The 20,350-nt window shown below is 59.8% G+C and carries 20 protein-coding genes; 19 read left to right on the top strand and 1 reads right to left on the bottom strand.

Annotation, left to right across the window (positions count from 1 at the left end; all coding sequences use genetic code 11):
• Window positions 1–22: 22 nt before the first annotated feature.
• From BM234_RS06790 to BM234_RS06755, 8 genes are all read left to right on the top strand, one after another.
• The gene (locus BM234_RS06790) at window positions 23–811 is read left to right on the top strand and encodes an ABC transporter ATP-binding protein (protein ID WP_092062225.1); all 789 of its coding nucleotides are present in this window, start codon (window positions 23–25) and stop codon (window positions 809–811) included.
• Entirely contained in the window at window positions 804–1,697 is an 894-nt protein-coding gene (locus BM234_RS06785) for an ABC transporter permease (RefSeq protein ID WP_092062222.1), read from the top strand. Before BM234_RS06790 ends, BM234_RS06785 begins: the two co-directional genes overlap by 8 nt.
• Before the next feature lie 111 nt (window positions 1,698–1,808).
• A complete protein-coding gene (locus BM234_RS06780; protein ID WP_092063253.1) occupies window positions 1,809–2,696 on the top strand; it encodes an ABC transporter permease in 888 nt (295 codons plus the stop codon).
• A gap of 41 nt (window positions 2,697–2,737) precedes the next feature.
• Entirely contained in the window at window positions 2,738–3,727 is a 990-nt protein-coding gene (locus BM234_RS06775; RefSeq protein ID WP_175501214.1) for an ABC transporter substrate-binding protein, read from the top strand.
• A gap of 135 nt (window positions 3,728–3,862) precedes the next feature.
• The gene (locus BM234_RS06770; protein WP_245752536.1) at window positions 3,863–4,741 is read left to right on the top strand and encodes a metal ABC transporter substrate-binding protein; all 879 of its coding nucleotides are present in this window, start codon (window positions 3,863–3,865) and stop codon (window positions 4,739–4,741) included.
• The gene (locus BM234_RS06765) at window positions 4,738–5,607 is read left to right on the top strand and encodes a manganese/iron ABC transporter ATP-binding protein (protein ID WP_092062216.1); all 870 of its coding nucleotides are present in this window, start codon (window positions 4,738–4,740) and stop codon (window positions 5,605–5,607) included. The genes BM234_RS06770 and BM234_RS06765 overlap by 4 nt, the downstream gene beginning before the upstream one ends.
• Complete coding sequence (locus BM234_RS06760; protein WP_092062213.1) at window positions 5,607–6,446, top strand: metal ABC transporter permease; 840 nt, start codon at window positions 5,607–5,609, stop codon at window positions 6,444–6,446. The genes BM234_RS06765 and BM234_RS06760 overlap by 1 nt, the downstream gene beginning before the upstream one ends.
• Entirely contained in the window at window positions 6,443–7,279 is an 837-nt protein-coding gene (locus BM234_RS06755; RefSeq protein WP_092062210.1) for a metal ABC transporter permease, read from the top strand. The genes BM234_RS06760 and BM234_RS06755 overlap by 4 nt, the downstream gene beginning before the upstream one ends.
• Here the strand turns inward: BM234_RS06755 and BM234_RS06750 are convergent.
• Window positions 7,227–8,024: a DeoR/GlpR family DNA-binding transcription regulator gene (locus tag BM234_RS06750; protein WP_092062206.1), complete on the bottom strand. Its 798-nt coding sequence runs from the start codon at window positions 8,022–8,024 to the stop codon at window positions 7,227–7,229. The genes BM234_RS06755 and BM234_RS06750 overlap by 53 nt on opposite strands.
• 157 nt (window positions 8,025–8,181) lie before the next feature.
• On the opposite strand from BM234_RS06750, the gene glpD reads away from it, so the two are divergent.
• The 11 genes from glpD to BM234_RS06695 all read left to right on the top strand — a co-directional run bounded on the left by glpD (window position 8,182) and on the right by BM234_RS06695 (window position 20,346).
• Window positions 8,182–9,789 (top strand): glycerol-3-phosphate dehydrogenase, encoded by a 1,608-nt coding sequence (gene glpD, locus BM234_RS06745; RefSeq protein WP_092062203.1) that lies wholly within the window; start codon window positions 8,182–8,184, stop codon window positions 9,787–9,789.
• Complete coding sequence (locus tag BM234_RS06740) at window positions 9,786–10,874, top strand: ABC transporter ATP-binding protein (protein ID WP_092062200.1); 1,089 nt, start codon at window positions 9,786–9,788, stop codon at window positions 10,872–10,874. The genes glpD and BM234_RS06740 overlap by 4 nt, the downstream gene beginning before the upstream one ends.
• Before the next feature lie 13 nt (window positions 10,875–10,887).
• On the top strand, window positions 10,888–11,961 hold the full coding sequence (locus BM234_RS06735; RefSeq protein WP_092062198.1) for an ABC transporter ATP-binding protein: 1,074 nt from the start codon (window positions 10,888–10,890) through the stop codon (window positions 11,959–11,961).
• Complete coding sequence (locus BM234_RS06730; RefSeq protein WP_092062195.1) at window positions 11,961–12,830, top strand: carbohydrate ABC transporter permease; 870 nt, start codon at window positions 11,961–11,963, stop codon at window positions 12,828–12,830. Before BM234_RS06735 ends, BM234_RS06730 begins: the two co-directional genes overlap by 1 nt.
• Before the next feature lie 4 nt (window positions 12,831–12,834).
• Window positions 12,835–13,695: a carbohydrate ABC transporter permease gene (locus BM234_RS06725; protein ID WP_245752535.1), complete on the top strand. Its 861-nt coding sequence runs from the start codon at window positions 12,835–12,837 to the stop codon at window positions 13,693–13,695.
• A complete protein-coding gene (locus tag BM234_RS06720; RefSeq protein WP_092062192.1) occupies window positions 13,695–13,985 on the top strand; it encodes a hypothetical protein in 291 nt (96 codons plus the stop codon). The genes BM234_RS06725 and BM234_RS06720 overlap by 1 nt, the downstream gene beginning before the upstream one ends.
• Window positions 13,986–13,989: 4 nt before the next feature.
• On the top strand, window positions 13,990–14,262 hold the full coding sequence (locus BM234_RS06715; protein WP_092062189.1) for a DUF2160 domain-containing protein: 273 nt from the start codon (window positions 13,990–13,992) through the stop codon (window positions 14,260–14,262).
• A 76-nt stretch (window positions 14,263–14,338) separates the two neighbouring features.
• Window positions 14,339–16,060 (top strand): ABC transporter substrate-binding protein, encoded by a 1,722-nt coding sequence (locus BM234_RS06710; protein ID WP_092062186.1) that lies wholly within the window; start codon window positions 14,339–14,341, stop codon window positions 16,058–16,060.
• 93 nt (window positions 16,061–16,153) lie between these two features.
• Complete coding sequence (gene glpK / locus BM234_RS06705) at window positions 16,154–17,644, top strand: glycerol kinase GlpK (RefSeq protein WP_092062183.1); 1,491 nt, start codon at window positions 16,154–16,156, stop codon at window positions 17,642–17,644.
• Window positions 17,644–18,801 (top strand): iron-containing alcohol dehydrogenase, encoded by a 1,158-nt coding sequence (locus tag BM234_RS06700; protein ID WP_092062180.1) that lies wholly within the window; start codon window positions 17,644–17,646, stop codon window positions 18,799–18,801. Before glpK ends, BM234_RS06700 begins: the two co-directional genes overlap by 1 nt.
• A gap of 117 nt (window positions 18,802–18,918) precedes the next feature.
• Window positions 18,919–20,346, top strand: coding sequence for a circularly permuted type 2 ATP-grasp protein (locus BM234_RS06695; protein WP_092062177.1), 1,428 nt, complete (start codon window positions 18,919–18,921; stop codon window positions 20,344–20,346).
• Window positions 20,347–20,350: the final 4 nt, after the last annotated feature.

Raw genomic sequence — 20,350 nt, 5'->3', positions numbered from 1 at the left:
CAGGCAGGTGGAAACCCAACCCATGGCGGCTCCCGTTCAAAACATCATTTCAGCGCGAAATGTCGATCTCACGTTCCAGACCGCGGATGGGCCGATTCACGCACTCAAGGGCGTGGATCTCGCTATCGGCAAGGGTGAATTCGTCTCCTTCATCGGTCCCTCGGGCTGTGGCAAGACAACGTTCTTGCGCTGCATCGCGGCACTGGAAACCCCGACGGGCGGCACTCTAACCGTCAACGGGATGAGCCCGGACGAGGCGCGGCGGGCGCGGGCCTATGGCTATGTCTTTCAGGCTGCGGGTCTGTATCCGTGGCGCACGATCGGGGGAAACATCCGGCTTCCGCTGGAAATCATGGGTTATGACAAGGCGGAGCAGGCCGACAGGGTCGCGCGCGTGCTTGAACTGGTCGACCTGGCCGGGTTCGAGAAGAAATACCCCTGGCAGCTTTCGGGTGGGATGCAGCAGCGCGCGTCCATCGCGCGGGCGCTGGCATTTGACGCCGACATTCTGCTTATGGACGAGCCGTTCGGTGCTCTGGATGAGATTGTCCGCGATCACTTGAATGAACAACTTCTGGCTTTGTGGGCGCGCACAGAGAAAACCATCGGGTTCGTGACACATTCCATTCCCGAAGCCGTCTATCTGTCGACCAAGATCGTGGTGATGAGCCCGCGACCGGGGCGGATCACCGATATCATCGAAAGCCCCCTGCCAAAGGAGAGGCCGCTCGACATTCGCGACACGCCGGAATTCATCGCGGTGGCGCATCGGGTGCGGGAGGGCCTTCGGGCGGGCCATCAGGATGCGTAACCTCGGTCCGGTGCTTACCGTAGTCGCCGTGATCCTCGTGATCTGGTATGTCGCGGCCGTGGGGCTGAACGCGGCTTGGGCACGGGATCAGGCCGCACGCGCGGGCACTGAGCTTGGGTTTTCCGAACTGGTGGGTCAGACGCTTTCGCAATCACGTCCCAAACTTCCCGCGCCGCATCAGGTCGCAGCAGAAATCTGGCAAAGCACATGGGTAGAGGAAACCCAAGGGCGCCGGGGCCTCATCAAGAGTGGGTCACTTTCGCAACGTAGCCTCGTGTATCATGCGTGGTTGACGCTTTCTGCGACCATGGTGGGCTTTGCCATCGGGACTGGCGCAGGGGTGCTTCTCGCGGTCGGGATCGTATATAACCGGGCGATGGACAAGAGCGTCATGCCATGGGCCATCGCCAGCCAGACCATTCCCATTCTCGCCATCGCGCCGATGATCATCGTCGTGCTCAACTCGATTGGCATCTCGGGCCTGCTGCCCAAGGCAATCATTTCGGCCTATTTGTCGTTCTTTCCTGTCGTCGTTGGCATGGTGAAGGGGCTGCGAAGCCCCGATGCGATGCAACTTGATCTGTTGCGGACCTACAGCGCCGGTCCGGCGCAGGCGTTCTGGAAACTGCGCCTTCCTGCATCGATGCCCTATTTCTTTGCCTCCCTTAAGGTCGGAGTGGCGGCATCGCTCGTCGGGGCCATCGTCGGGGAACTTCCGGTCCAGCAAGGCGGCCTTGGCGCGCGCCTTCTCGCAGGAAGCTATTATGGGCAAACGGCACAGATCTGGGCCGCTCTCTTTGCCGCAGCGGCGCTGGCGGCGGTTCTCGTCGGGATTGTGGGCGCTGTGCAGAAACGGACACTCACACGTATGGGCATGGCACGATGAGGATATCGAAGGGCAGGGGCGCGGCATTCGCGGCGCGAAGCATCCCCGGCCGGGCTCTTCCATGGCGGTGCGATCATGTTTAAGCAGATTCCCTTCGCGCGGCCTGTTGGGATGAGCAAAATAGTCTGGTCGGTTGCGGCGTTCGTCGCCGCCGCATTGATCGACCGCTCTCTGGCGCTGCTGGTGGGCGTGTGGCTCGTCGCTTGGCACGTGAATTCGTGGGTCGCGGGGCATGAGTCCCGGTTGGCGCGCATGGCTGCTCCGACGCTATTCGGCTTGACCCTTCTGGTGCTCTGGGAGCTGGCGGTGCATCTCTTCGCCGTGCCTTCCGTCATTCTGCCGCCGCCAAGCGCGATTGCCGCGCGTATGGCGACCAGCGGGGGTATCCTTTGGGCGGATGTCGTGCAGACCGTCTTCAAGGGGGCGCTCACCGGTTATGTCATGGGATGCGGCACGGCGTTGCTCACCGCCATTGCCATCGACCGGTCGACGTTTCTACAGCGCGGCCTTCTTCCGGTGGGAAACTTTGTGGCGGCGCTCCCCATTGTCGGTGTCGCGCCGATCATGGTCATGTGGTTCAACTTTGGTTGGGAATCCAAGGCGGCAGTCGTTGTCATCATGGTCTTCTTTCCGATGCTCGTGAACACGGTCGAAGGGCTGAAGGCTTCCGAGCCCATGCAGCGCGACCTCATGCGGACCTATTCGGCAAGCTACTGGCAAACGCTGTTCAAGCTGCGTCTGCCCGCGGCGATGCCCTTCATTTTCAACGGGCTCAAGATCACCACGACCCTCGCATTGATTGGGGCGATCGTTGCTGAATTTTTCGGCTCACCGGTGCTGGGGATGGGCTTTCGGATTTCGACCTCCGTCGGTCAGCTTGCACTTGATCTTGTCTGGGCTGAAATCGTTGTTGCAGCAGTCGTAGGCTCGATTTTCTATGGGGCGGTGGCGCTTTTAGAAGGCGTGTTGACCTTCTGGCACCCCTCCCAGCGTGAATGACAAAAGGACCGAAACGGTCTGTACAACATGGGAGACTACCAATGAAGAAAACAACGGCAATGCTCGGGGCCACAGCGCTTGGCCTGCTCGCCAGCGGCGCCTCCGCTGCGGATGACATCACCTTGCAACTCAAATGGGTGACGCAAGCGCAATTCGCGGGATACTACGTCGCGCAAGATCAGGGCTTTTACGAAGAAGAGGATCTCAACGTCACGATCAAACCCGGCGGGCCAGACATCGCCCCCACCCAGGTGATCGCGGGCGGCGGGGCCGATGTGACCGTCGAGTGGATGCCGGCGGCGCTCTCCGCACGCGAAAAGGGTCTGCCGCTCGTCAACATCGCTCAGCCTTTCAAGAGTTCGGGCATGATGCTGACCTGCCTGCAAGAAACCGGCATCACCGGCCCCGAAGACTTTCCGGGACGAACCCTTGGGGTCTGGTTTTTTGGCAATGAGTTCCCCTTCCTGAGCTGGATGAGCCAGCTTGGCATTCCCACCGACGGCGGCGATGCCGGTGTGACCGTGCTCAAGCAAGGCTTCAACGTCGACCCGCTCCTGCAAAAGCAGGCCGAGTGCATCTCCACCATGACCTACAATGAATACTGGCAGGTGATCGACGCGGGGATTTCGGAGGATGAGCTGATCACCTTCAAGTATGAGGATCAGGGCGTCGCGACGCTTGAGGACGGGCTCTATGTGCTTGAAGACCGGCTAGAAGACCCCGAATTTGTCGATGCGATGGCGCGCTTTGTTCGTGCCTCCATGAAGGGGTGGAAATGGGCAGAGGAGAACCCCGAAGATGCCGCGATGATCGTGCTCGATAACGATATGACAGGGGCCCAGACCGAAGAGCATCAGATCCGCATGATGGGTGAGGTCGCCAAGTTGACCTCCGGTTCCAATGGCGCACTCGATACCGCTGATTATGAGCGTACGGTGCAATCGTTGCTTTCGGGGGGGTCTGATCCGGTCATCACCAAAGAGCCGGTGGGCGCGTGGACGCACGAAATCACCGACAAAGCGCTGAACTGAATTTCGGGCCCCGGCTTGCGTTAGTGCGAGCCGGGGTTTGCTTTGGGTCTTTAATGAGAATAGATCGCAACTATGTTGACTTTTGAGAATGAGTTGCATCTACAGGTGCGAGGCGCATGTCGCATGGAGATATCGATGACCCGCTTGCTTGCGTTCACTGTAATTCTGTTCGCCGCGCCCGCCGCAGCGGAGATGAAGGTCGCAACGACCTTCACTGTCCTTGCCGATATGGCGCGGAACGTGGCGGGCGATGCCGCAGAGGTCGTCTCGATCACGAAGCCCGGCGCGGAGATACACGGCTATGAGCCCACGCCCCGTGATATCGTCGGGGTGCACGACGCGGACCTTTTGTTGCGCAACGGGCTGGACCTCGAACTGTGGTTCGAGCAGTTTCTGCGTAATCTCGGCGATGTACCGGCAGTCACGCTTTCCGAGGGTATCGATCCCATCCCCATTTCCAGCGGCAGCTATGAGGGGAAGGCAAATCCTCATGCGTGGATGGGCCTGTCTAACGCCGAGATCTATATCGACAACATCGCAAAGGCTTTCACCGAACATGATCCCGAAAATGCGGAAACCTACGGGGCGAATGCCACGCGCTATAAAGAAGAGTTGCGCGCGGCACTCGGCCCTCTGCGCGATCGTGTGCAGAGCATTCCCGAAGACAAGCGCTGGTTGGTGACCTGCGAGGGTGCGTTCAGCTATCTCGCACGTGATTTTGGCCTTCAGGAATTGTACCTCTGGCCAATGAACGCGGATCAGATGGGAACGCCGCAGCAGGTGCGCGCGGTTATCGACGGGGTCCGGGATCACGATATTCCCGTGGTGTTCTGTGAAAGCACGGTCAGTCCGCGCCCCGCCCAACAGGTTGCCCGTGAAACCGGAGCAGAGTTTGGCGGGCTTCTCTATGTGGACTCGCTGAGCGAAGCGAACGGCCCTGTGCCGACATACCTTGACCTGCTGAGAGTCACCGCCAGCACCATCGCCGACGGGCTGGAAGGAAGAGCCGAATGAGTCCGTTTGACCTAGAGGGGGCGGGAATTGTCGCGCGGGATGTGACTGTCACCTATCGCAACGGCCATACCGCGCTCAAAAACGCTACGTTCGAGATTCCGCGCGGGACGGTCACCGCGCTTGTGGGCGTCAACGGCGCGGGCAAATCGACCTTGTTCAAGGCCATCATGGGGTTTGTCCCGGCAGGCCACGGAGAAATCCAACTCTTGGGAATGAGCGTCAAGGACGCACTGCGCCGCAATCTTGTGGCCTATGTCCCGCAGTCCGAGGAGGTCGACTGGGCCTTTCCGGTGCTGGTCGAAGATGTGGTGATGATGGGCCGCTACGGGCACATGGGGTTCCTGCGCCGCCCGAAAAGTACGGATCATGCCGCTGTGGATGCCGCGCTGGAACGCGTCAACATGACAGCCTATCGCAAGCGGCAGATTGGGGAATTGTCCGGCGGGCAACGCAAGCGCGTTTTCCTCGCGCGCGCTCTGGCTCAGGAAGGGCAAGTCATCCTGCTTGATGAACCCTTCACCGGCGTCGACGTCCAGACCGAGGATCAGATTGTTGCTCTCCTGCGGGAGTTGCGCGACGAAGGGCGGGTCATGCTCGTCTCGACGCACAACCTCGGATCCGTACCGGAGTTCTGCGACCGAACGATCCTCGTCAAGGAAACCGTGCTCGCCTATGGGCCGACGGAGACCACATTCACCCGCAAGAACCTTGAGGCGGCCTTTGGCGGTGTGCTTCGTCATGTGACCTTGGGCGGCGAAGATCTGCATGACGATGAAGACGCCCGCGCGGTGACAATCTTCACTGACGACGAACGACCCTTCGTGCAATACGGTGACAAGACGCACACCCGAGAGGGGGGTGCCTGATGCTGGAGCCATTCGCTTATGGCTACATGACGAACGCCATGTTCGTCTCCGCGCTCGTCGGCGGGGTCTGTGCCTTCCTGTCTGCATTTCTGATGCTCAAAGGGTGGTCGCTCATCGGGGATGCGCTTTCGCACTCGGTGGTTCCGGGGGTTGCGGGGGCCTACATGCTGGGTCTGCCCTTTGCGCTGGGCGCCTTCATCTCGGGCGGTTTGGCAGCCGGAGCCATGCTGTTCCTGTCAGAGCGCTCGGGCCTCAAGATAGACGTGATCATCGGGCTTATTTTCACGGCCTTCTTTGGCCTCGGTCTCTTCCTCATCTCGATCAACCCGATGGCGATCAGCGTTCAGAGCATCACCATGGGGAACATTCTCGCCATCACCCCGGGCGATACGCTCCAACTGGTGCTGATTGCCGGGATTTCGCTTTTTGTCCTGCTGCTCAAATGGCGCGATCTCATGGTCACCTTCTTTGATGAGACCCATGCGCGGTCTATTGGCCTGCGTCCGGGCCTGCTCAAGGCGCTGTTCTTCGTCCTGCTCTCAGCCTGCGTCGTGGCGGCGATGCAGACCGTCGGGGCCTTTCTCGTGATCGCCATGGTCGTTACACCCGGCGCGACGGCCTATCTCTTATGTGACCGGTTCCCGCGTCTCATCATGCTGTCCGTCGTGATTGGCGCACTTACCAGTTTTGTCGGTGCTTATGCGAGTTACTTCCTAGATGGCGCGACTGGCGGGATCATTGTGACCCTTCAGACGCTGATCTTTCTCGCGGCCTTCCTGTTTGCGCCGAAGTATGGCCACCTCGCCGCCCTTAGAAATGCGCGGGAGGCTCTCCGATGACGGAATTGCTCCTGCCGTTCCAATTCCCCTTCATGGTGAACGCATTCCTGATCTCGCTGATCGTCTCCATCCCAGCCGCGCTGCTCTCGTGTTTTCTGGTGGTCAAGGGCTGGGCTCTTTTGGGGGACGCGGTGAGCCATGCGGTCCTCCCCGGTATCGTGCTCGCCTATGTGTTTGGGTTTCCGCTGATCATAGGGGCTTTTGCGGCGGGAATGCTCTGTTCCATCGGGACTGGATATCTGGCGGAAAACAGCCGTGTGAAGGCCGATACCGTGATGGGTGTCGTTTTTTCGGGGATGTTCGGGATCGGTATCGTCCTCTTTGTCGCGGTCGATAGTGGACAACACCTTGATCACATTCTTTTCGGAAACATGCTTGGGGTCGGGGCCTATGACCTGTGGACCTCGGTTGCCATTGCACTGGTGGTGGCGGTGGGAATAGGGCTTTTCTGGCGCGACCTGCTGCTGCTTGCCTTCGACGAAACGCAGGCGCGCGCGAGCGGGCTTCGCGTCGGTTGGTTGCACTACGGATTGCTGGCGGCGCTGTCCCTCACCATCGTGGCGACCCTCTCGGCGGTTGGGCTTATCCTTGCGGTTGGACTGTTGATCGCTCCGGGGGCAATCGCGTTTCTTGTGGTGCGCCGGTTCGGTGCCATGCTTGTCGTCGCAACCTTCGTCTGTGCCGGGGCAATGCTGGCTGGAACCTATCTCAGCTTCTTCATCGACAGCGCACCAGCGCCCACCATCGTGCTGATCCTGACGGCGCTGTTCCTCGTGGCGTTCATCTGGCGGCTTTCCCAGACGCGGCGTGCATCTCGGGTTCGGGCAGGATGACATCCACGTCCCACTCGATGCATTTCTGCGCAAGCGCGCCGGGTAGGGGCTTGTTGGTATAGAGCGCATCAAGTTCAGAGATCGGGCCAATTCGTGCCGGGGCTGAGCGTTGGAACTTCGAGTGGTCGGAGACGAGAAACGCCCGGCGTGACTGGTTCAGGATCGTCCGGCTGACGTTTACTTCCTGTATGTCATAGTCGAGCATGTCGCCGTCTTCGTCGAGCCCCGAGCAGCCAATCACCGCGAGGTCGAATTTGAACTGGCGGATCGTGTCGACGGTCAGATTGCCAACCAGCCCGCCATCGGACCGGCGCAATGTTCCGCCCGCCACGATCACTTCGCAGTTGGGATTGCCCGCGAGGATATTGGCGACGTTCATGTTGTTGGTCACCACCATCAGATTGCGGTGATAGAGCAACTCACGCGCCACGGCCTCTGTACTCGTCCCGATGTTGATGAAGACGGAACAGTTCTCCGGGATATCCCGAGCGCAACGCCGTGCGATTTCAGCCTTTGCTTCGGTATGCAGGGTCCGCCGCTCTTCGTAGCCGATGTTGGCGACCCCGGATGCGAGGATTGCCCCGCCGTGAACCCGTTCGAGTTTGCCGGCCTCGGCCAGTTCCGCAAGATCCCGCCTGATCGTCTGGACCGTTACCTCGAAATGCGCGGCGAGGTCTTCGACGACCACCTTTCCGCGCTGTCTTGCGATTTCTAGAATTTCCGGATGCCGGAAGGTCTGAGCCATGTTTCTTCTCCCGTCGCCCCTCCCCGGGCGACCTGCGAGCGAGTATGGCCGAAAATCAAAGCGTGGAAAACGAAAAAAAACGAACGCAAACCATTGACGAGTCGCGCGCCTCGTGGTTCGGTACGCGTCAAAGCGAACATTGGAAGGGGAGGTCCGATTGTCGTCGCAAGCCGAGACTTCAACACATGTAGATGATCTTTTCGTCATTGGCGGCGGGATCAACGGCTGTGGGATTGCGCGCGACGCCGCAGGTCGTGGTTTGAGCGTTCGTCTCGCCGAAATGAACGATCTGGCATCGGCCACATCCAGCAGTTCGACCAAGCTTTTCCACGGTGGATTGCGCTATCTCGAATATTTCGAATTCAGGCTGGTGCGGGAATCGCTGATTGAACGGGAAACCTTGCTGCGGGCAATGCCGCACATTTCCTGGCCGATGCGCTTTGTCTTGCCCTACCATCGCGACATGCGTTTCGAGAGCGAGACGCCCACGTCCAAATTGCTCAATATGGTTATGCCATGGATGAAGGGCAGGCGGCCCGCGTGGCTGATCCGCCTTGGACTCTTCCTCTATGACAACTTGGGTGGTCGCAAGATCCTACCCGGAACGCGCCGGGTTGATCTGAGCTCATCGCCCGAGGGCGCGCCTCTCCAGTCAAAGTTCGAGAAGGCCTACGAATATTCCGATTGCTGGGTGGAGGATTCCCGGCTTGTAGTGCTCAACGCGCGTGATGCGGAGGCCCGTGGGGCGCGTATCATGACGCGTACCAAGGTCATCTCGGCCACGCGGGCCGATGGGATCTGGCAGATCACCACCGAGGATCTGGAAACGGGCGAACAGGTGACGCATCGCGCCCGGATGATCGTCAACGCGGGCGGCCCGTGGGTTGGCGATCTGATTCAGAACAAGGTGCGACTTAACAGTCAGGAGGGTGTGCGGCTCGTCCGGGGTAGTCACATCGTGACCAAGCGGCTCTATGATCACGACAAGTGCTATTTCTTCCAAGGCACTGACGGTCGCATCATATTCGCCATCCCCTACGAGACGGATTTCACCCTCATCGGGACGACGGATCAGGAACACGAAAATCCCGACGAAAAACCCGTCTGTACCGAAGCCGAGCAGGACTACCTGTGCAATTTCGCATCGCAGTACTTCAAGCGTCCGGTCACGCGCGCGGATGTCGTCTGGACCTATTCCGGTGTGCGCCCGCTCTATGATGACGGGGCCAGCAGCGCCACCGCGGCCACCCGGGACTATACGCTCAAGCTCGACGACAACGGAGGCGCGCCGATTCTCAATGTCTTTGGCGGCAAGATCACCACATATCGACGCCTCGCCGAGCATGCCTTGGAAAAGATCGCGCCGCTGTTTCCGGGCACCAAGGGGGCCTGGACGGCGGGCGTTGCACTTCCCGGAGGGGATTTCGAGGTTTCGGCTGTCGATACCATGATGGCGGGCCTCAAGAAGGATTTTCCGTTTCTCGGGGATTTCTGGGCGCGGCGCTTGTTTCGGGCCTATGGCACCGAGGCCCGTGATATGCTCGGGGATGCCAAGCAGGCCGAGGATCTTGGTGAGGCCTTCGGCGCGACACTTACGGCACGCGAAATTGACTGGCTCATGGAGCGGGAGTTCGCGCGGTCGGCAGAGGATGTGATCTGGCGGCGCAACAAGCTTGGGTTGCGGCTCGATGCGGAGCAAGTCGCGCGGCTCGACGGCTGGATGAAGCAACGCCGCGCCGAGGTGAATTTTGGGGGAAGAACATGACGCTGATACTTGACGGGGTATCGAAGCAGGCAGGGGCGGAAACCCATATTCACCCCACCACCCTAACGCTGGAAAAGGGCACGATGAACGTGCTTCTCGGGCCGACGTCGGCGGGGAAGACCTCCCTGATGCGTCTGATGGCGGGGCTCGATGTTCCGACTACGGGCCGGGTGATCTGGGAAGGCGCGGACGTTACCGGTATGCGGGTGCAAGACCGCCGCGTTGCCATGGTCTATCAGCAATTTATCAATTACCCGTCGATGACGGTTTACGACAACATCGCCTCGCCCCTGCGCCTGATGGGGCGTTCAAAGGCCGAGATCGACCACGCGGTAAAGTCGACCGCTGAAATGATGCAGTTGTCCCCCATGCTTGACCGCAAGCCATTGGAATTGTCGGGCGGGCAGCAGCAGCGGTGCGCTTTGGCGAGGGCGCTGGTGAAAGGTGCGGGGCTCGTTCTGCTTGATGAGCCGCTGGCGAACCTTGACTACAAACTGCGTGAAGAGCTGCGGGTCGAGATCCCCAAGATTTTCGAGGAAAGCGGCGCGATCTTTGTCTACGCGACGACCGAACCGGAAGAGGCGCTGCTTCTTGGCGGCAATACGGCCACGCTTTGGGAGGGCCGGGTAACACAGTTCGGACCGACCCCGTCGGTCTATCGCCAGCCAGTGGATTCCACGACCGCGCGTGTGTTTTCCGATCCGCCGATGAACTTCCTCAAGGTCACCAAGTCGGGCAGTGTGCTTCACTTTGGCGAAGGGCAACAGGCCCCCGCGACGGACCAGCTCTCGGCGTTGCCCGATGGGCGGTACATCGCGGGCTTCCGGCCCAACCATCTGGAGATTGGGCGTCATACCGGCCAAGCGGTCGCGTTTCGCACCACGCTCGTCGTGACCGAGCTTACCGGGTCGGAAACATTCGTGCACCTCGACCACGCCGGCGAACGCTGGGTCGGGTTGGTGCAGGGGGTTCACGACCTCAGTTTGGGCGCGGAACTCGAGGTGTTTCTCGATCCCGCCCATGTCTATGTCTTTGCCGAGGATGGTGCGCTTGTTGCCCCTGCGGCCTACGCGCTAGCCGCCTGAGGAGGAGGGGACGATGGCCAAGATCACGCTCGACAATCTCGCGCATTCCTACCTGCCCAATCCGGCGAGCGAGGATGACTACGCGCTCAAGGAACTCAACCACGACTGGGTGGATGGTGAGGCCTACGCGCTGCTGGGCGCATCGGGATGCGGCAAGTCCACGCTGCTCAACATCATCTCGGGGCTGTTGCAGCCAAGCCAGGGCCGGATCTTGTTTGACGGGCAGGATGTAACCCACGCCCCGACGGCGGAGCGCAACATTGCGCAGGTCTTTCAGTTTCCAGTTGTCTACGACACCATGACGGTGCGCGATAACCTTGCCTTCCCGCTGCGCAACAGAGGCGCCAAGGCGGATTACATCGCCCAGCGGGTCAACAGTATTGCTCAGATGATCGGCATGGAGGCCGAGCTTGACCGCAAGGCGCGCGGGCTGACTGCGGATGCCAAACAGAAAATCTCCCTCGGGCGCGGGATGGTCCGCGAAGACGTGAACGCGCTGCTTTTTGATGAGCCGCTGACGGTGATCGACCCCCATATGAAGTGGGAGCTTCGAACCCAGTTGAAGGCGCTGCACCATCAATTCGGTCACACGATGATTTATGTAACCCACGATCAGACCGAAGCGCTCACCTTTGCCGACAAGGTCGTGGTGATGCATGGCGGCCGTGTGGTTCAGATTGGAACACCGCAGGAGCTTTTTGAGCGCCCGGAGCATACTTTCGTAGGCTATTTTATCGGCTCGCCGGGGATGAACCTGCTGCCGGCGCGTATCGACGGGACGAAGGCTTATGTCGACGGAAACGAGATCGCATTGGGCCGGGCCTATGGCGGCGTTCAGGGGAACGTCCAGATCGGGATACGCCCCGAATTCGCGCGGCTGTCCGATGAGGGGCTACCGGTCAAGGTGCGCCGGGTCGAAGATGTTGGCCGGCACAAGATCGTGCGCGCCGAGTTTATGGGTCAGGCGCTCAATATCATTGCGGAAGAGGGTGAAGACATCGGCGCAGACAAGACCTGCGTGGTCTTTGATCCGGCGCATGTGAATGTCTACGCCGACGACTGGCGTGTGAACGGGGAGGCGGCCTGATGGAAAAGACAGTCAACCAAAAGGCGTGGTTTCTGGTCCTGCCGGTGCTTCTTCTCGTGGCATTCTCTGCCGTCATCCCGTTGATGACAGTGGTGAATTACTCCGTGCAGGACAGCTTCGGCAACAATCAGTTCTTCTGGTGGGGCATCGGTTGGTTCGAGGAACTCCTGCATTCGGACCGGATGTGGAGCGCTCTTTGGCGGCAACTCGCATTCTCCGCGATTATCCTTGCCATCGAAGTGCCGCTCGGGGTCTTTGTCGCGCTGAACATGCCGAAAAAAGGTTTCTGGGCCAGCTTCTGTCTTGTGCTCATGTCCTTGCCGTTGCTCATCCCGTGGAACGTCGTCGGGACGATCTGGCAGATATTTGGCCGGGTCGATATCGGCTTGCTGGGCTATACGCTCGCGGCGCTTGGGATTGATTACAACTACACGCAGGATGCGGTTGACGCTTGGATCACCGTTATCGTTATGGATGTGTGGCACTGGACGTCGCTTGTGGCGTTGCTGGGCTATGCGGGCCTGCAATCCATCCCGGATGCCTATTATCAAGCGGCCAAAATTGATCAGGCCAGCCGGTGGAAGGTTTTCCGCTACATCGAACTTCCCAAGATGATGGGTGTGTTGATGATCGCGATCCTGCTGCGCTTCATGGACAGCTTCATGATCTATACCGAGCCTTTCGTCGTGACGGGCGGCGGCCCCGGAAATGCCACCACCTTCCTTTCCATCGATCTTGTGAAAATGGCTTTGGGACAGTTTGACCTTGGCCCGGCGGCGGCATTCTCACTGATGTACTTTTTGGTGATCCTGCTCATCTCTTGGGTGTTCTACACAGTGATGACCAATCTAGAGAAGCGGGAGGGCTGATTCGATGAGCGACGCGACAGTCACACAAACATCCTTTACCGCGAAGGCTCGCAAACCGCGTATGCGGGTCAATGGATCTGCTGTGGTGATGGGGTGCTACCTGCTGTTCCTTTTGTTGCCGATCTACTGGCTCCTGATGATGAGCCTCAAGACCAACACGGAGATCCTCAACACCTTCACGCTCTGGCCCGATAACCTGACGTTCAACAACTACCTGACGATCCTCACGGATGCGTCGTGGTACATGGGTTATGTGAATTCGCTCATCTATGTGGTGATGAACACCGTGATTTCCGTGGTTGTCGCGCTGCCCGCAGCCTATGCCTTCTCGCGGTATCACTTCCTCGGGGACAAGCATCTGTTCTTCTGGCTGCTGACGAACCGGATGGCCCCGCCGGCGGTCTTCGCGCTGCCCTTCTTCCAGCTTTATTCGTCTGTCGGGCTTTTCGACACGCATATTGCCGTGGCCTTGGCGCATTGTCTTTTCAACGTGCCACTCGCGGTCTGGATCCTCGAAGGGTTCATGCGCGGCGTGCCCAAGGAGATCGACGAGACGGCCTATATCGACGGCTATTCCTTCGGCCGGTTCTTCATCAAGATCTTCATGCCTTTGATCGCGTCGGGCGTCGGTGTCGCAGCTTTCTTCTGCTTCATGTTCTCTTGGGTTGAATTGCTGCTGTCTCGTACGCTGACATCGGTCGATGCCAAGCCAATCGCCGCCACGATGACCCGCACGGTAGGGGCCTCAGGGATTGACTGGGGGGTGCTGGCGGCAGCAGGTGTGCTGACCATCGTGCCCGGTGCGCTCGTTATCTATTTTGTCCGAAACTACATCGCCAAGGGCTTTGCCCTGGGGAGGGTGTGATGTCTCGTTCTTCTGATTGGGTTTATCGCTACAAAGAGCAAATTCAGAGATCGATCGACGAGAGACCAACGAGCGGCAAAGACGCTCTGTTTGATCTCAGAGATCTTGTATCTGCGGAAGCTTGGAACGAAGTTGCGAGCGCTTATCTGAAGCCGACGCGCGAGTTTGCAAGAAGGATGATCAGTTATCCCAATTGCGTTGACCCCGTTTTCCATCGCGTGCAGTCGCGTATGATCCTTGGCGAAACTGACGGCACGGTGAACCCGCTTTTTCGGCGCATGGAGGATTAGACCTATGGAATGGATGGCATGGACTTGGCCGACGGCAGCCTTCTTCGGGGTCATCGCGATCTTGCTGATCACCTTCACGGTGCTCGCGATCCGCTTTCCTGAAACGCCGCGGACGGGCATTCTTCAGATAGAGACGACACGGGGCGACAGGCTCTTTATCACTCTTCTGGGATCGGCCTTCATCAATCTCGCGTGGCTCGGTCTGGTTGGGGAGAACCAGCCCTACGCGCTCATCGTATGTTTCGTCTATGCCGCAGCGGTCTTCCGCTGGGTCTAGGTGATGCAAATCGCCCCCCGGTGAACAGGGCCGGGTGGGTGGACCGACAACTATTCTTGTAAATGGGAGGAAAAACATGACCATTTCACTGAAATCCACCACGGCCCTGGCGCTCGCGCTTGGCGTGGCGGGAAGCCCCGGCTGGGCCGGGATGGAGGAAGCCCGACAGTTCCTCGATACGGAGATCGGCGAACAATCCGCTCTGACCCGCGAAGAGCAGGAAGCTGAACTGCAGTGGTTCGTTGACGCGGCGGAGCAGTTCCAGGGCATGGAAATCAAGGTCGTCTCCGAGACGATCGACACGCATACCTATGAATCGCAAGTTCTGGCCCCGGCCTTCACTGCGATCACTGGGATCAAGATCACGCACGACCTGATTGGCGAAGGCGATGTTGTCGAGAAGCTGCAGACACAAATGCAGTCGGGTGAGAACATCTACGACGCCTATGTCAACGACAGCGACCTGATCGGCACGCACTGGCGGTATCAGCAGGTGCGCAACCTGTCGGACTGGATGGCCAATGAGGGCGCGGACGTGACCAACCCCGGTCTCGACCTCGACGACTACATCGGTACGCAGTTCACCACGGCACCTGACGGCAAGCTCTATCAATTGCCCGACCAGCAGTTCGCGAACCTCTACTGGTTCCGTTATGACTGGTTCAATGACGAGAAGAACAAAGCCGATTTCCAAGAGAAGTACGGCTATGAGCTTGGCGTTCCGGTCAACTGGACAGCCTATGAGGACATCGCCGAATTCTTCACGGGCCGCGACCTGTCGCACCTCGATGTCGAAGGCGAAGTCTTTGGTAACATGGACTACGGCAAGAAAGACCCCTCGCTCGGCTGGCGTTACACCGATGCGTGGATGTCCATGGCAGGAATGGGCGACAAGGGCGAGCCGAACGGCCTTCCCGTCGATGAGTGGGGCATTCGCGTAAATGATCAGTCCCAGCCCGTGGGTGCCTGTGTGGCGCGCGGCGGTGCGGCGAACTCCCCGGCGGCGGTCTATGCTGTCGAAAAGGCGATTGACTGGCTCCAGAAGTACTCGCCCCCCTCGGCGATGGGCATGACATTCTCCGAAGCGGGCCCGATCCCCGCGCAGGGCAACGTCGCTCAGCAGATGTTCTGGTACACCGCATTCACCGCGGCGTCCGTCAAGGAAGACCTGCCGGTCATGAATGAGGACGGCACGCCCAAGTGGCGCATGGCTCCCTCGCCGCATGGCGCGTATTGGGAAGAGGGCATGAAGGTCGGCTATCAGGACGTGGGTTCCTGGACGCTGATGAAATCCACTCCCGAAGAGCGTGCAAAGGCCGCGTGGCTCTATGCGCAGTTCGTCACCTCCAAGACGGTGGATGTGAAGAAAGCGCATGTTGGTCTTACCTTCATCCGCGAAAGCACGATCCAGCACGAGAGCTTCACAGAGCGCGCGCCGAAGCTTGGTGGTCTGGTAGAATTCTACCGCTCGCCTGCACGGACTGCATGGTCGCCCACGGGCACCAACGTTCCGGATTATCCGAAGCTCGCGCAACTGTGGTGGCAGAACATCGGCGATGCGATGTCCGGTGCGAAGACGGCACAGGAATCGCTCGACAGCCTCTGCTCCGACATGGAGCGCGTGCTTGAGCGTCTGGAGCGTGCCGGCATTCAGGGCGATATCGGCCCCAAGCTCAACGACGAGCAGGAAGCCGACTATTGGCTGAGCCAGCCCGGCGCACCGAAAGCCGCGCTGGAGACTACGGAAGAGGAGCCCAAGACGGTTTCCTATGACGAGCTGATTGCATCCTGGAAGTAAGCAACCAAGGAGGGGGCCGGGCGCAAAATGCCCGGCCCCTTTCCGTTCCGAACCCGGAGGGCTAGGCTTTCCGGAAACGAGAGGGAGAGCCGCATGACCCATATCCTCGCCATTGATCAGGGCACGACATCCAGCCGCGCCATCATCTTCGACGCATCGATGAAGATCGTGGCCACCGCACAGGAAGAATTCGACCAACACTTCCCCCAGAGCGGTTGGGTCGAACACGAAGCCGAGGACCTTTGGGAAACCACGCTCCGCACCTGTCGGGACGTTCTCAAGAAGACGGGCTTGGCTGCGGAGGATATTGCGGGCATCGGCATCACGAACCAGCGGGAGACTACCCTTCTGTGGGACCGCGAGACAGGCGAAGCGTTGCACCGGGCGATCGTTTGGCAAGATCGTCGAACCTCCTCGATGTGCCGCGATCTGCGCGAGGCGGGCCATGAGGACACCGTGGCGAGCAAGACCGGCTTGCTGCTTGATCCTTATTTCTCTGGTACCAAGCTGAAGTGGCTTTTGGATAATGTCGAAGGGGCACGGGAAAAGGCTGAGGCGGGAAAGCTCGCCTTCGGCACAGTGGACGCGTGGATCATCTGGAAGCTCACGGGCGGCAAGCGCCATGTGACGGACGCGACGAATGCTTCCCGCACCATGCTCTACGACATTCGAAAGGGGCGGTGGAGCAGCACGATTTGCGCTCTGCTCGACGTTCCCATGAACGTCCTGCCCGACGTGCTCGACTGCGATGCCGAGTTTGGCACGACTGATGCGGAGTATCTTGGCGGCGAAATCAAGATCCTCGGTGTTGCAGGCGATCAGCAGGCCGCGACATTGGGACAGGCCTGTTTTGAGCCGGGGATGCTCAAGAGCACCTACGGAACCGGCTGCTTCGCCTTGCTCAATACCGGAACCGAGCCTGTCGTTTCAAAGAACCGCCTTCTTACGACGATCGCCTATCAACTGGGGGGCGAGAGGACCTATGCCCTGGAGGGGTCTATCTTCATCGCCGGGGCGGTTGTGCAATGGCTGCGCGATGGTCTGAAGATCATCAAGGAGGCGAAGGAAACCCAAAGTCTCGCGGAGGCTGCCGATGACAGCCAGAACGTCATTCTGGTGCCCGCCTTCACAGGGCTCGGCGCGCCCTATTGGGAAGCCGATTGCCGCGGTGCCGTGTTTGGCCTGACCCGGAGCACGGGCCCGGAGGAAATGGCGCGGGCCGCCCTGCAGAGCGTGGGGTACCAAACGCGCGACCTGCTTGAAGCAATGCATTCCGACTGGAAAGAAGCGGCGGGAGAAGAGGCAACGCTGCGGGTCGATGGCGGCATGAGCGCGTCGGACTATGCGATGCAGTTTCTGGCCGACATCAGCGGTGCCCCCGTGGACCGCCCCGAGGTGCTGGAGACGACCGCCATAGGCGTTGCGTGGCTTGCTGGGAAGAAGGCTGGGATCTATCCGGGCATGAAGGAATTCGCAGAAGGCTGGGCGTTGGAGCGACGTTTTGAGCCGAAGATGGAAGCTGAGCGGCGCGATGAGCTGTATGCCTGTTGGAAATCCGCGATCAAAGCCACGATGGCGTTTTGATGAGCCCCTTCGGGTTTGCCAGCGCGGGCAAGATCCGCTTCGGCAGAGGCACCGCATCCGAGGCTGTTCCGGCATTGGTGGCGATGGGCGGACCCGTTTTGCTAGTGCATGGCCGCTCCGCTAAGCGGGCCGCTTGGCTAAAGCAAGGGCTGGAGGCAGAGGGGCTTACGGTTATCTCGGTGTTCTGTGGCGGCGAGCCGGACTTGCCGATGCTCAAGGAAGGGCTTGCTGCGGCACAGGGCGCGCGTTCCGTCGTGGGGCTTGGCGGGGGCGCGGTGATTGATCTGGCCAAGGCAATTGCGGCGCTGTTGCCGTCGTCAACCGATCCGTTGGACCACTTCGAAGTGGTAGGAAAGGGTCTGCCACTGAACGCCGATCCGTTGCCCTTCGTGGCTATCCCCACCACGGCCGGGACGGGGGCGGAGGTGACCAAGAATGCCGTGATTGGCATACCGGAGCATCGCCGCAAGGTATCGCTGCGCGACGACAGGATGCTTGCAAACTTTGCGATTATCGATCCCGCGCTGACGGATGGATGCCCGCGCGACGTGACGCTTGCCAGCGGATTGGATGCGATCACCCAAGTCATTGAGCCGTTTCTCTCCCGTCTCGCCAACCCGATGTCGGACGCGCTGTGCCGCGAGGCCATTCCGCGCGGTTTGCAGGCTATTCGACGTCTGTTAGAGGGTGAAGACAGCGGCGCGCGCGATGAAATGGCGCTGGTTTCCCTATTCGGCGGGCTTGCGCTTGCCAATGCGGGTCTTGGTGCCGTGCACGGTCTTGCAGGGGTCGTGGGCGGTATGACGGGCGCGGCGCATGGGGCCATCTGCGGCGTTCTTTTGCCACCGGTGATTTCTGCGAATGCTGCGGCGATGGCGCGGGGGCAGGGCGATACGAGCCGCTTTTTCGAACTGGATAGCTGGTTTGCCGAAGCGGGGTTCGACGGGGCGGACGGGCTTGCCGCGTGGGCGGATGAACAGGGGCTAGCCACACTCGGGGAGCTTGGCCTTCAGGCAAGTGATGTGCCCGCTGCAGCCGCGGCGGCAAGGACCTCATCTTCGATGAAGGGAAACCCGGTACCACTGGACGAGGAAACGCTCGTTGCGATCCTTGCGGCGGCCTCTCTTGCGCCCCCAAACCGTAACGCGATTGCCTAAAATGCAGGCGCGCGCTACGTCTTGACGAAGAATGCGTCTGTCGGGCCTCGAAAGTGGCTTCTCGACAGATTGCATCCCGGGCGATCCGGTGATTGTCTCGCGTCGAAGGGAGTACCTATGAACAGGCAGAAGTCTTCGTTTTACTTCGACGAAATGGGCGGGGGCGGGACGATCCGCCCACCATATTCCGGCCTCGACAGTTGGCATCGCGACATGCCGGTCGATATCCGCAATTTCAAGCAGCATGAGGCCGAAGCGCTTTTCCGCCGCATCGGCATTACGTTTGCCGTGTATGGCGAAGGCGGCGATCCCGAACGGCTCATTCCCTTCGATATGTTTCCCCGTGTTTTCACGGCCGGAGAGTGGCGTAAGCTTGAACGCGGCATCAAACAGCGGGCCTCTGCGCTCAACGCTTTTCTAGCTGATGTTTATGATCGCGGGGAGATCATCCGGGCCGGTCGCATTCCCGCTGATCTTGTATATCGCAACGAAGCCTTCGAACCCGCCGTTTTGGGCTTTCGCCCCCCGCGCGGTGTGTTCAGCCATATCGTAGGTATTGATCTGGTCCGCACCGGGCCGGACCAATTCTATGTTCTGGAAGACAACTGCCGCACTCCGTCGGGCGTGTCTTACATGCTCGAGAACCGTGAAATCATGATGCGCATGTTCCCGGAGCTTTTCCTGCAAAACCGGATCGCGCCAGTGGACGGGTATTCCAGCCTCCTGAAGAAAACCTTGGCCTCCGTCGCGCCGCGTAAATGCGAGACCGATCCGCGTGTGGTGATCCTGACACCCGGCCATTTCAATTCAGCCTATTACGAGCATACTTTCCTCGCGGATATGATGGGCGTGGAACTTGTCGAAGGTCAGGATCTCTTCGTCGAGGGCGATTTCGTCTATATGAAGACCACCGAAGGCCCCAAGAAGGTGGACGTAATCTATCGCCGGCTCGACGACGCCTTCATTGATCCGCTCTGTTTCCGACCCGACTCGATGCTGGGGGTTCCGGGCCTTATGTCGGTTTATCGCTCCGGCGGCGTTTCGATCTGTTCGGCACCCGGAGCGGGCGTTGCGGATGACAAGGCGATCTATGTCTATGTACCTGAAATGATACGCTTTTACCTTGGTGAAGAACCCATACTGGAAAACGTACCAACGTGGCAGTGCGGCAAGGAGGACGATTGCAAATACGTGCTGTCCCACCTGCCGGAACTGGTGGTCAAGGAAGTGCACGGCTCCGGCGGCTATGGCATGCTGGTCGGCCCCAAGGCGGATGCCAGCCAGATCGAGGCATTTCGCGCCAAGATTGAGGAAAACCCCTCAAACTACATCGCACAGCCGACGCTGGCGCTCTCGACATGTCCCACCTTCGTCGAGGAGGGAATCGCACCGCGCCATGTCGATCTGCGGCCCTATTGTCTCGTGGGCGAAAAGATCGAACTCGTACCCGGCGGACTGACCCGCGTTGCCCTCACAGAAGGCTCGCTCGTGGTCAACTCCAGCCAAGGGGGCGGGGTCAAGGATACATGGGTACTGGCGGAGTGATCGC

The organism is Poseidonocella pacifica, from assembly GCF_900111875.1.
In the GTDB taxonomy this organism is placed as follows: Bacteria; Pseudomonadota; Alphaproteobacteria; order Rhodobacterales; family Rhodobacteraceae; genus Poseidonocella; species Poseidonocella pacifica.
The sequence above is the reverse complement of the archived record's forward strand: the minus strand, read 5'-3'. Positions and strand labels throughout refer to the sequence as shown.

What these genes read in the sequence shown, in the direction of transcription:
- BM234_RS06715 (WP_092062189.1), top strand. Translation starts at nt 13,990, where the DNA reads ATGGAATGGATGGCATGGACTTGGCCGACGGCAGCCTTCTTCGGGGTC.
- BM234_RS06770 (WP_245752536.1), top strand. Translation starts at nt 3,863, where the DNA reads ATGACCCGCTTGCTTGCGTTCACTGTAATTCTGTTCGCCGCGCCCGCC.
- BM234_RS06785 (WP_092062222.1), top strand. Translation starts at nt 804, where the DNA reads ATGCGTAACCTCGGTCCGGTGCTTACCGTAGTCGCCGTGATCCTCGTG.
- BM234_RS06735 (WP_092062198.1), top strand. Translation starts at nt 10,888, where the DNA reads ATGGCCAAGATCACGCTCGACAATCTCGCGCATTCCTACCTGCCCAAT.
- BM234_RS06765 (WP_092062216.1), top strand. Translation starts at nt 4,738, where the DNA reads ATGAGTCCGTTTGACCTAGAGGGGGCGGGAATTGTCGCGCGGGATGTG.
- BM234_RS06700 (WP_092062180.1), top strand. Translation starts at nt 17,644, where the DNA reads ATGAGCCCCTTCGGGTTTGCCAGCGCGGGCAAGATCCGCTTCGGCAGA.
- BM234_RS06755 (WP_092062210.1), top strand. Translation starts at nt 6,443, where the DNA reads ATGACGGAATTGCTCCTGCCGTTCCAATTCCCCTTCATGGTGAACGCA.
- BM234_RS06760 (WP_092062213.1), top strand. Translation starts at nt 5,607, where the DNA reads ATGCTGGAGCCATTCGCTTATGGCTACATGACGAACGCCATGTTCGTC.
- BM234_RS06720 (WP_092062192.1), top strand. Translation starts at nt 13,695, where the DNA reads ATGTCTCGTTCTTCTGATTGGGTTTATCGCTACAAAGAGCAAATTCAG.
- BM234_RS06790 (WP_092062225.1), top strand. Translation starts at nt 23, where the DNA reads ATGGCGGCTCCCGTTCAAAACATCATTTCAGCGCGAAATGTCGATCTC.
- BM234_RS06730 (WP_092062195.1), top strand. Translation starts at nt 11,961, where the DNA reads ATGGAAAAGACAGTCAACCAAAAGGCGTGGTTTCTGGTCCTGCCGGTG.
- BM234_RS06775 (WP_175501214.1), top strand. Translation starts at nt 2,738, where the DNA reads ATGAAGAAAACAACGGCAATGCTCGGGGCCACAGCGCTTGGCCTGCTC.
- BM234_RS06710 (WP_092062186.1), top strand. Translation starts at nt 14,339, where the DNA reads ATGACCATTTCACTGAAATCCACCACGGCCCTGGCGCTCGCGCTTGGC.
- BM234_RS06750 (WP_092062206.1), bottom strand. Translation starts at nt 8,024, where the DNA reads ATGGCTCAGACCTTCCGGCATCCGGAAATTCTAGAAATCGCAAGACAG.
- BM234_RS06780 (WP_092063253.1), top strand. Translation starts at nt 1,809, where the DNA reads ATGAGCAAAATAGTCTGGTCGGTTGCGGCGTTCGTCGCCGCCGCATTG.
- BM234_RS06725 (WP_245752535.1), top strand. Translation starts at nt 12,835, where the DNA reads ATGAGCGACGCGACAGTCACACAAACATCCTTTACCGCGAAGGCTCGC.
- BM234_RS06740 (WP_092062200.1), top strand. Translation starts at nt 9,786, where the DNA reads ATGACGCTGATACTTGACGGGGTATCGAAGCAGGCAGGGGCGGAAACC.
- glpK (WP_092062183.1), top strand. Translation starts at nt 16,154, where the DNA reads ATGACCCATATCCTCGCCATTGATCAGGGCACGACATCCAGCCGCGCC.
- BM234_RS06695 (WP_092062177.1), top strand. Translation starts at nt 18,919, where the DNA reads ATGAACAGGCAGAAGTCTTCGTTTTACTTCGACGAAATGGGCGGGGGC.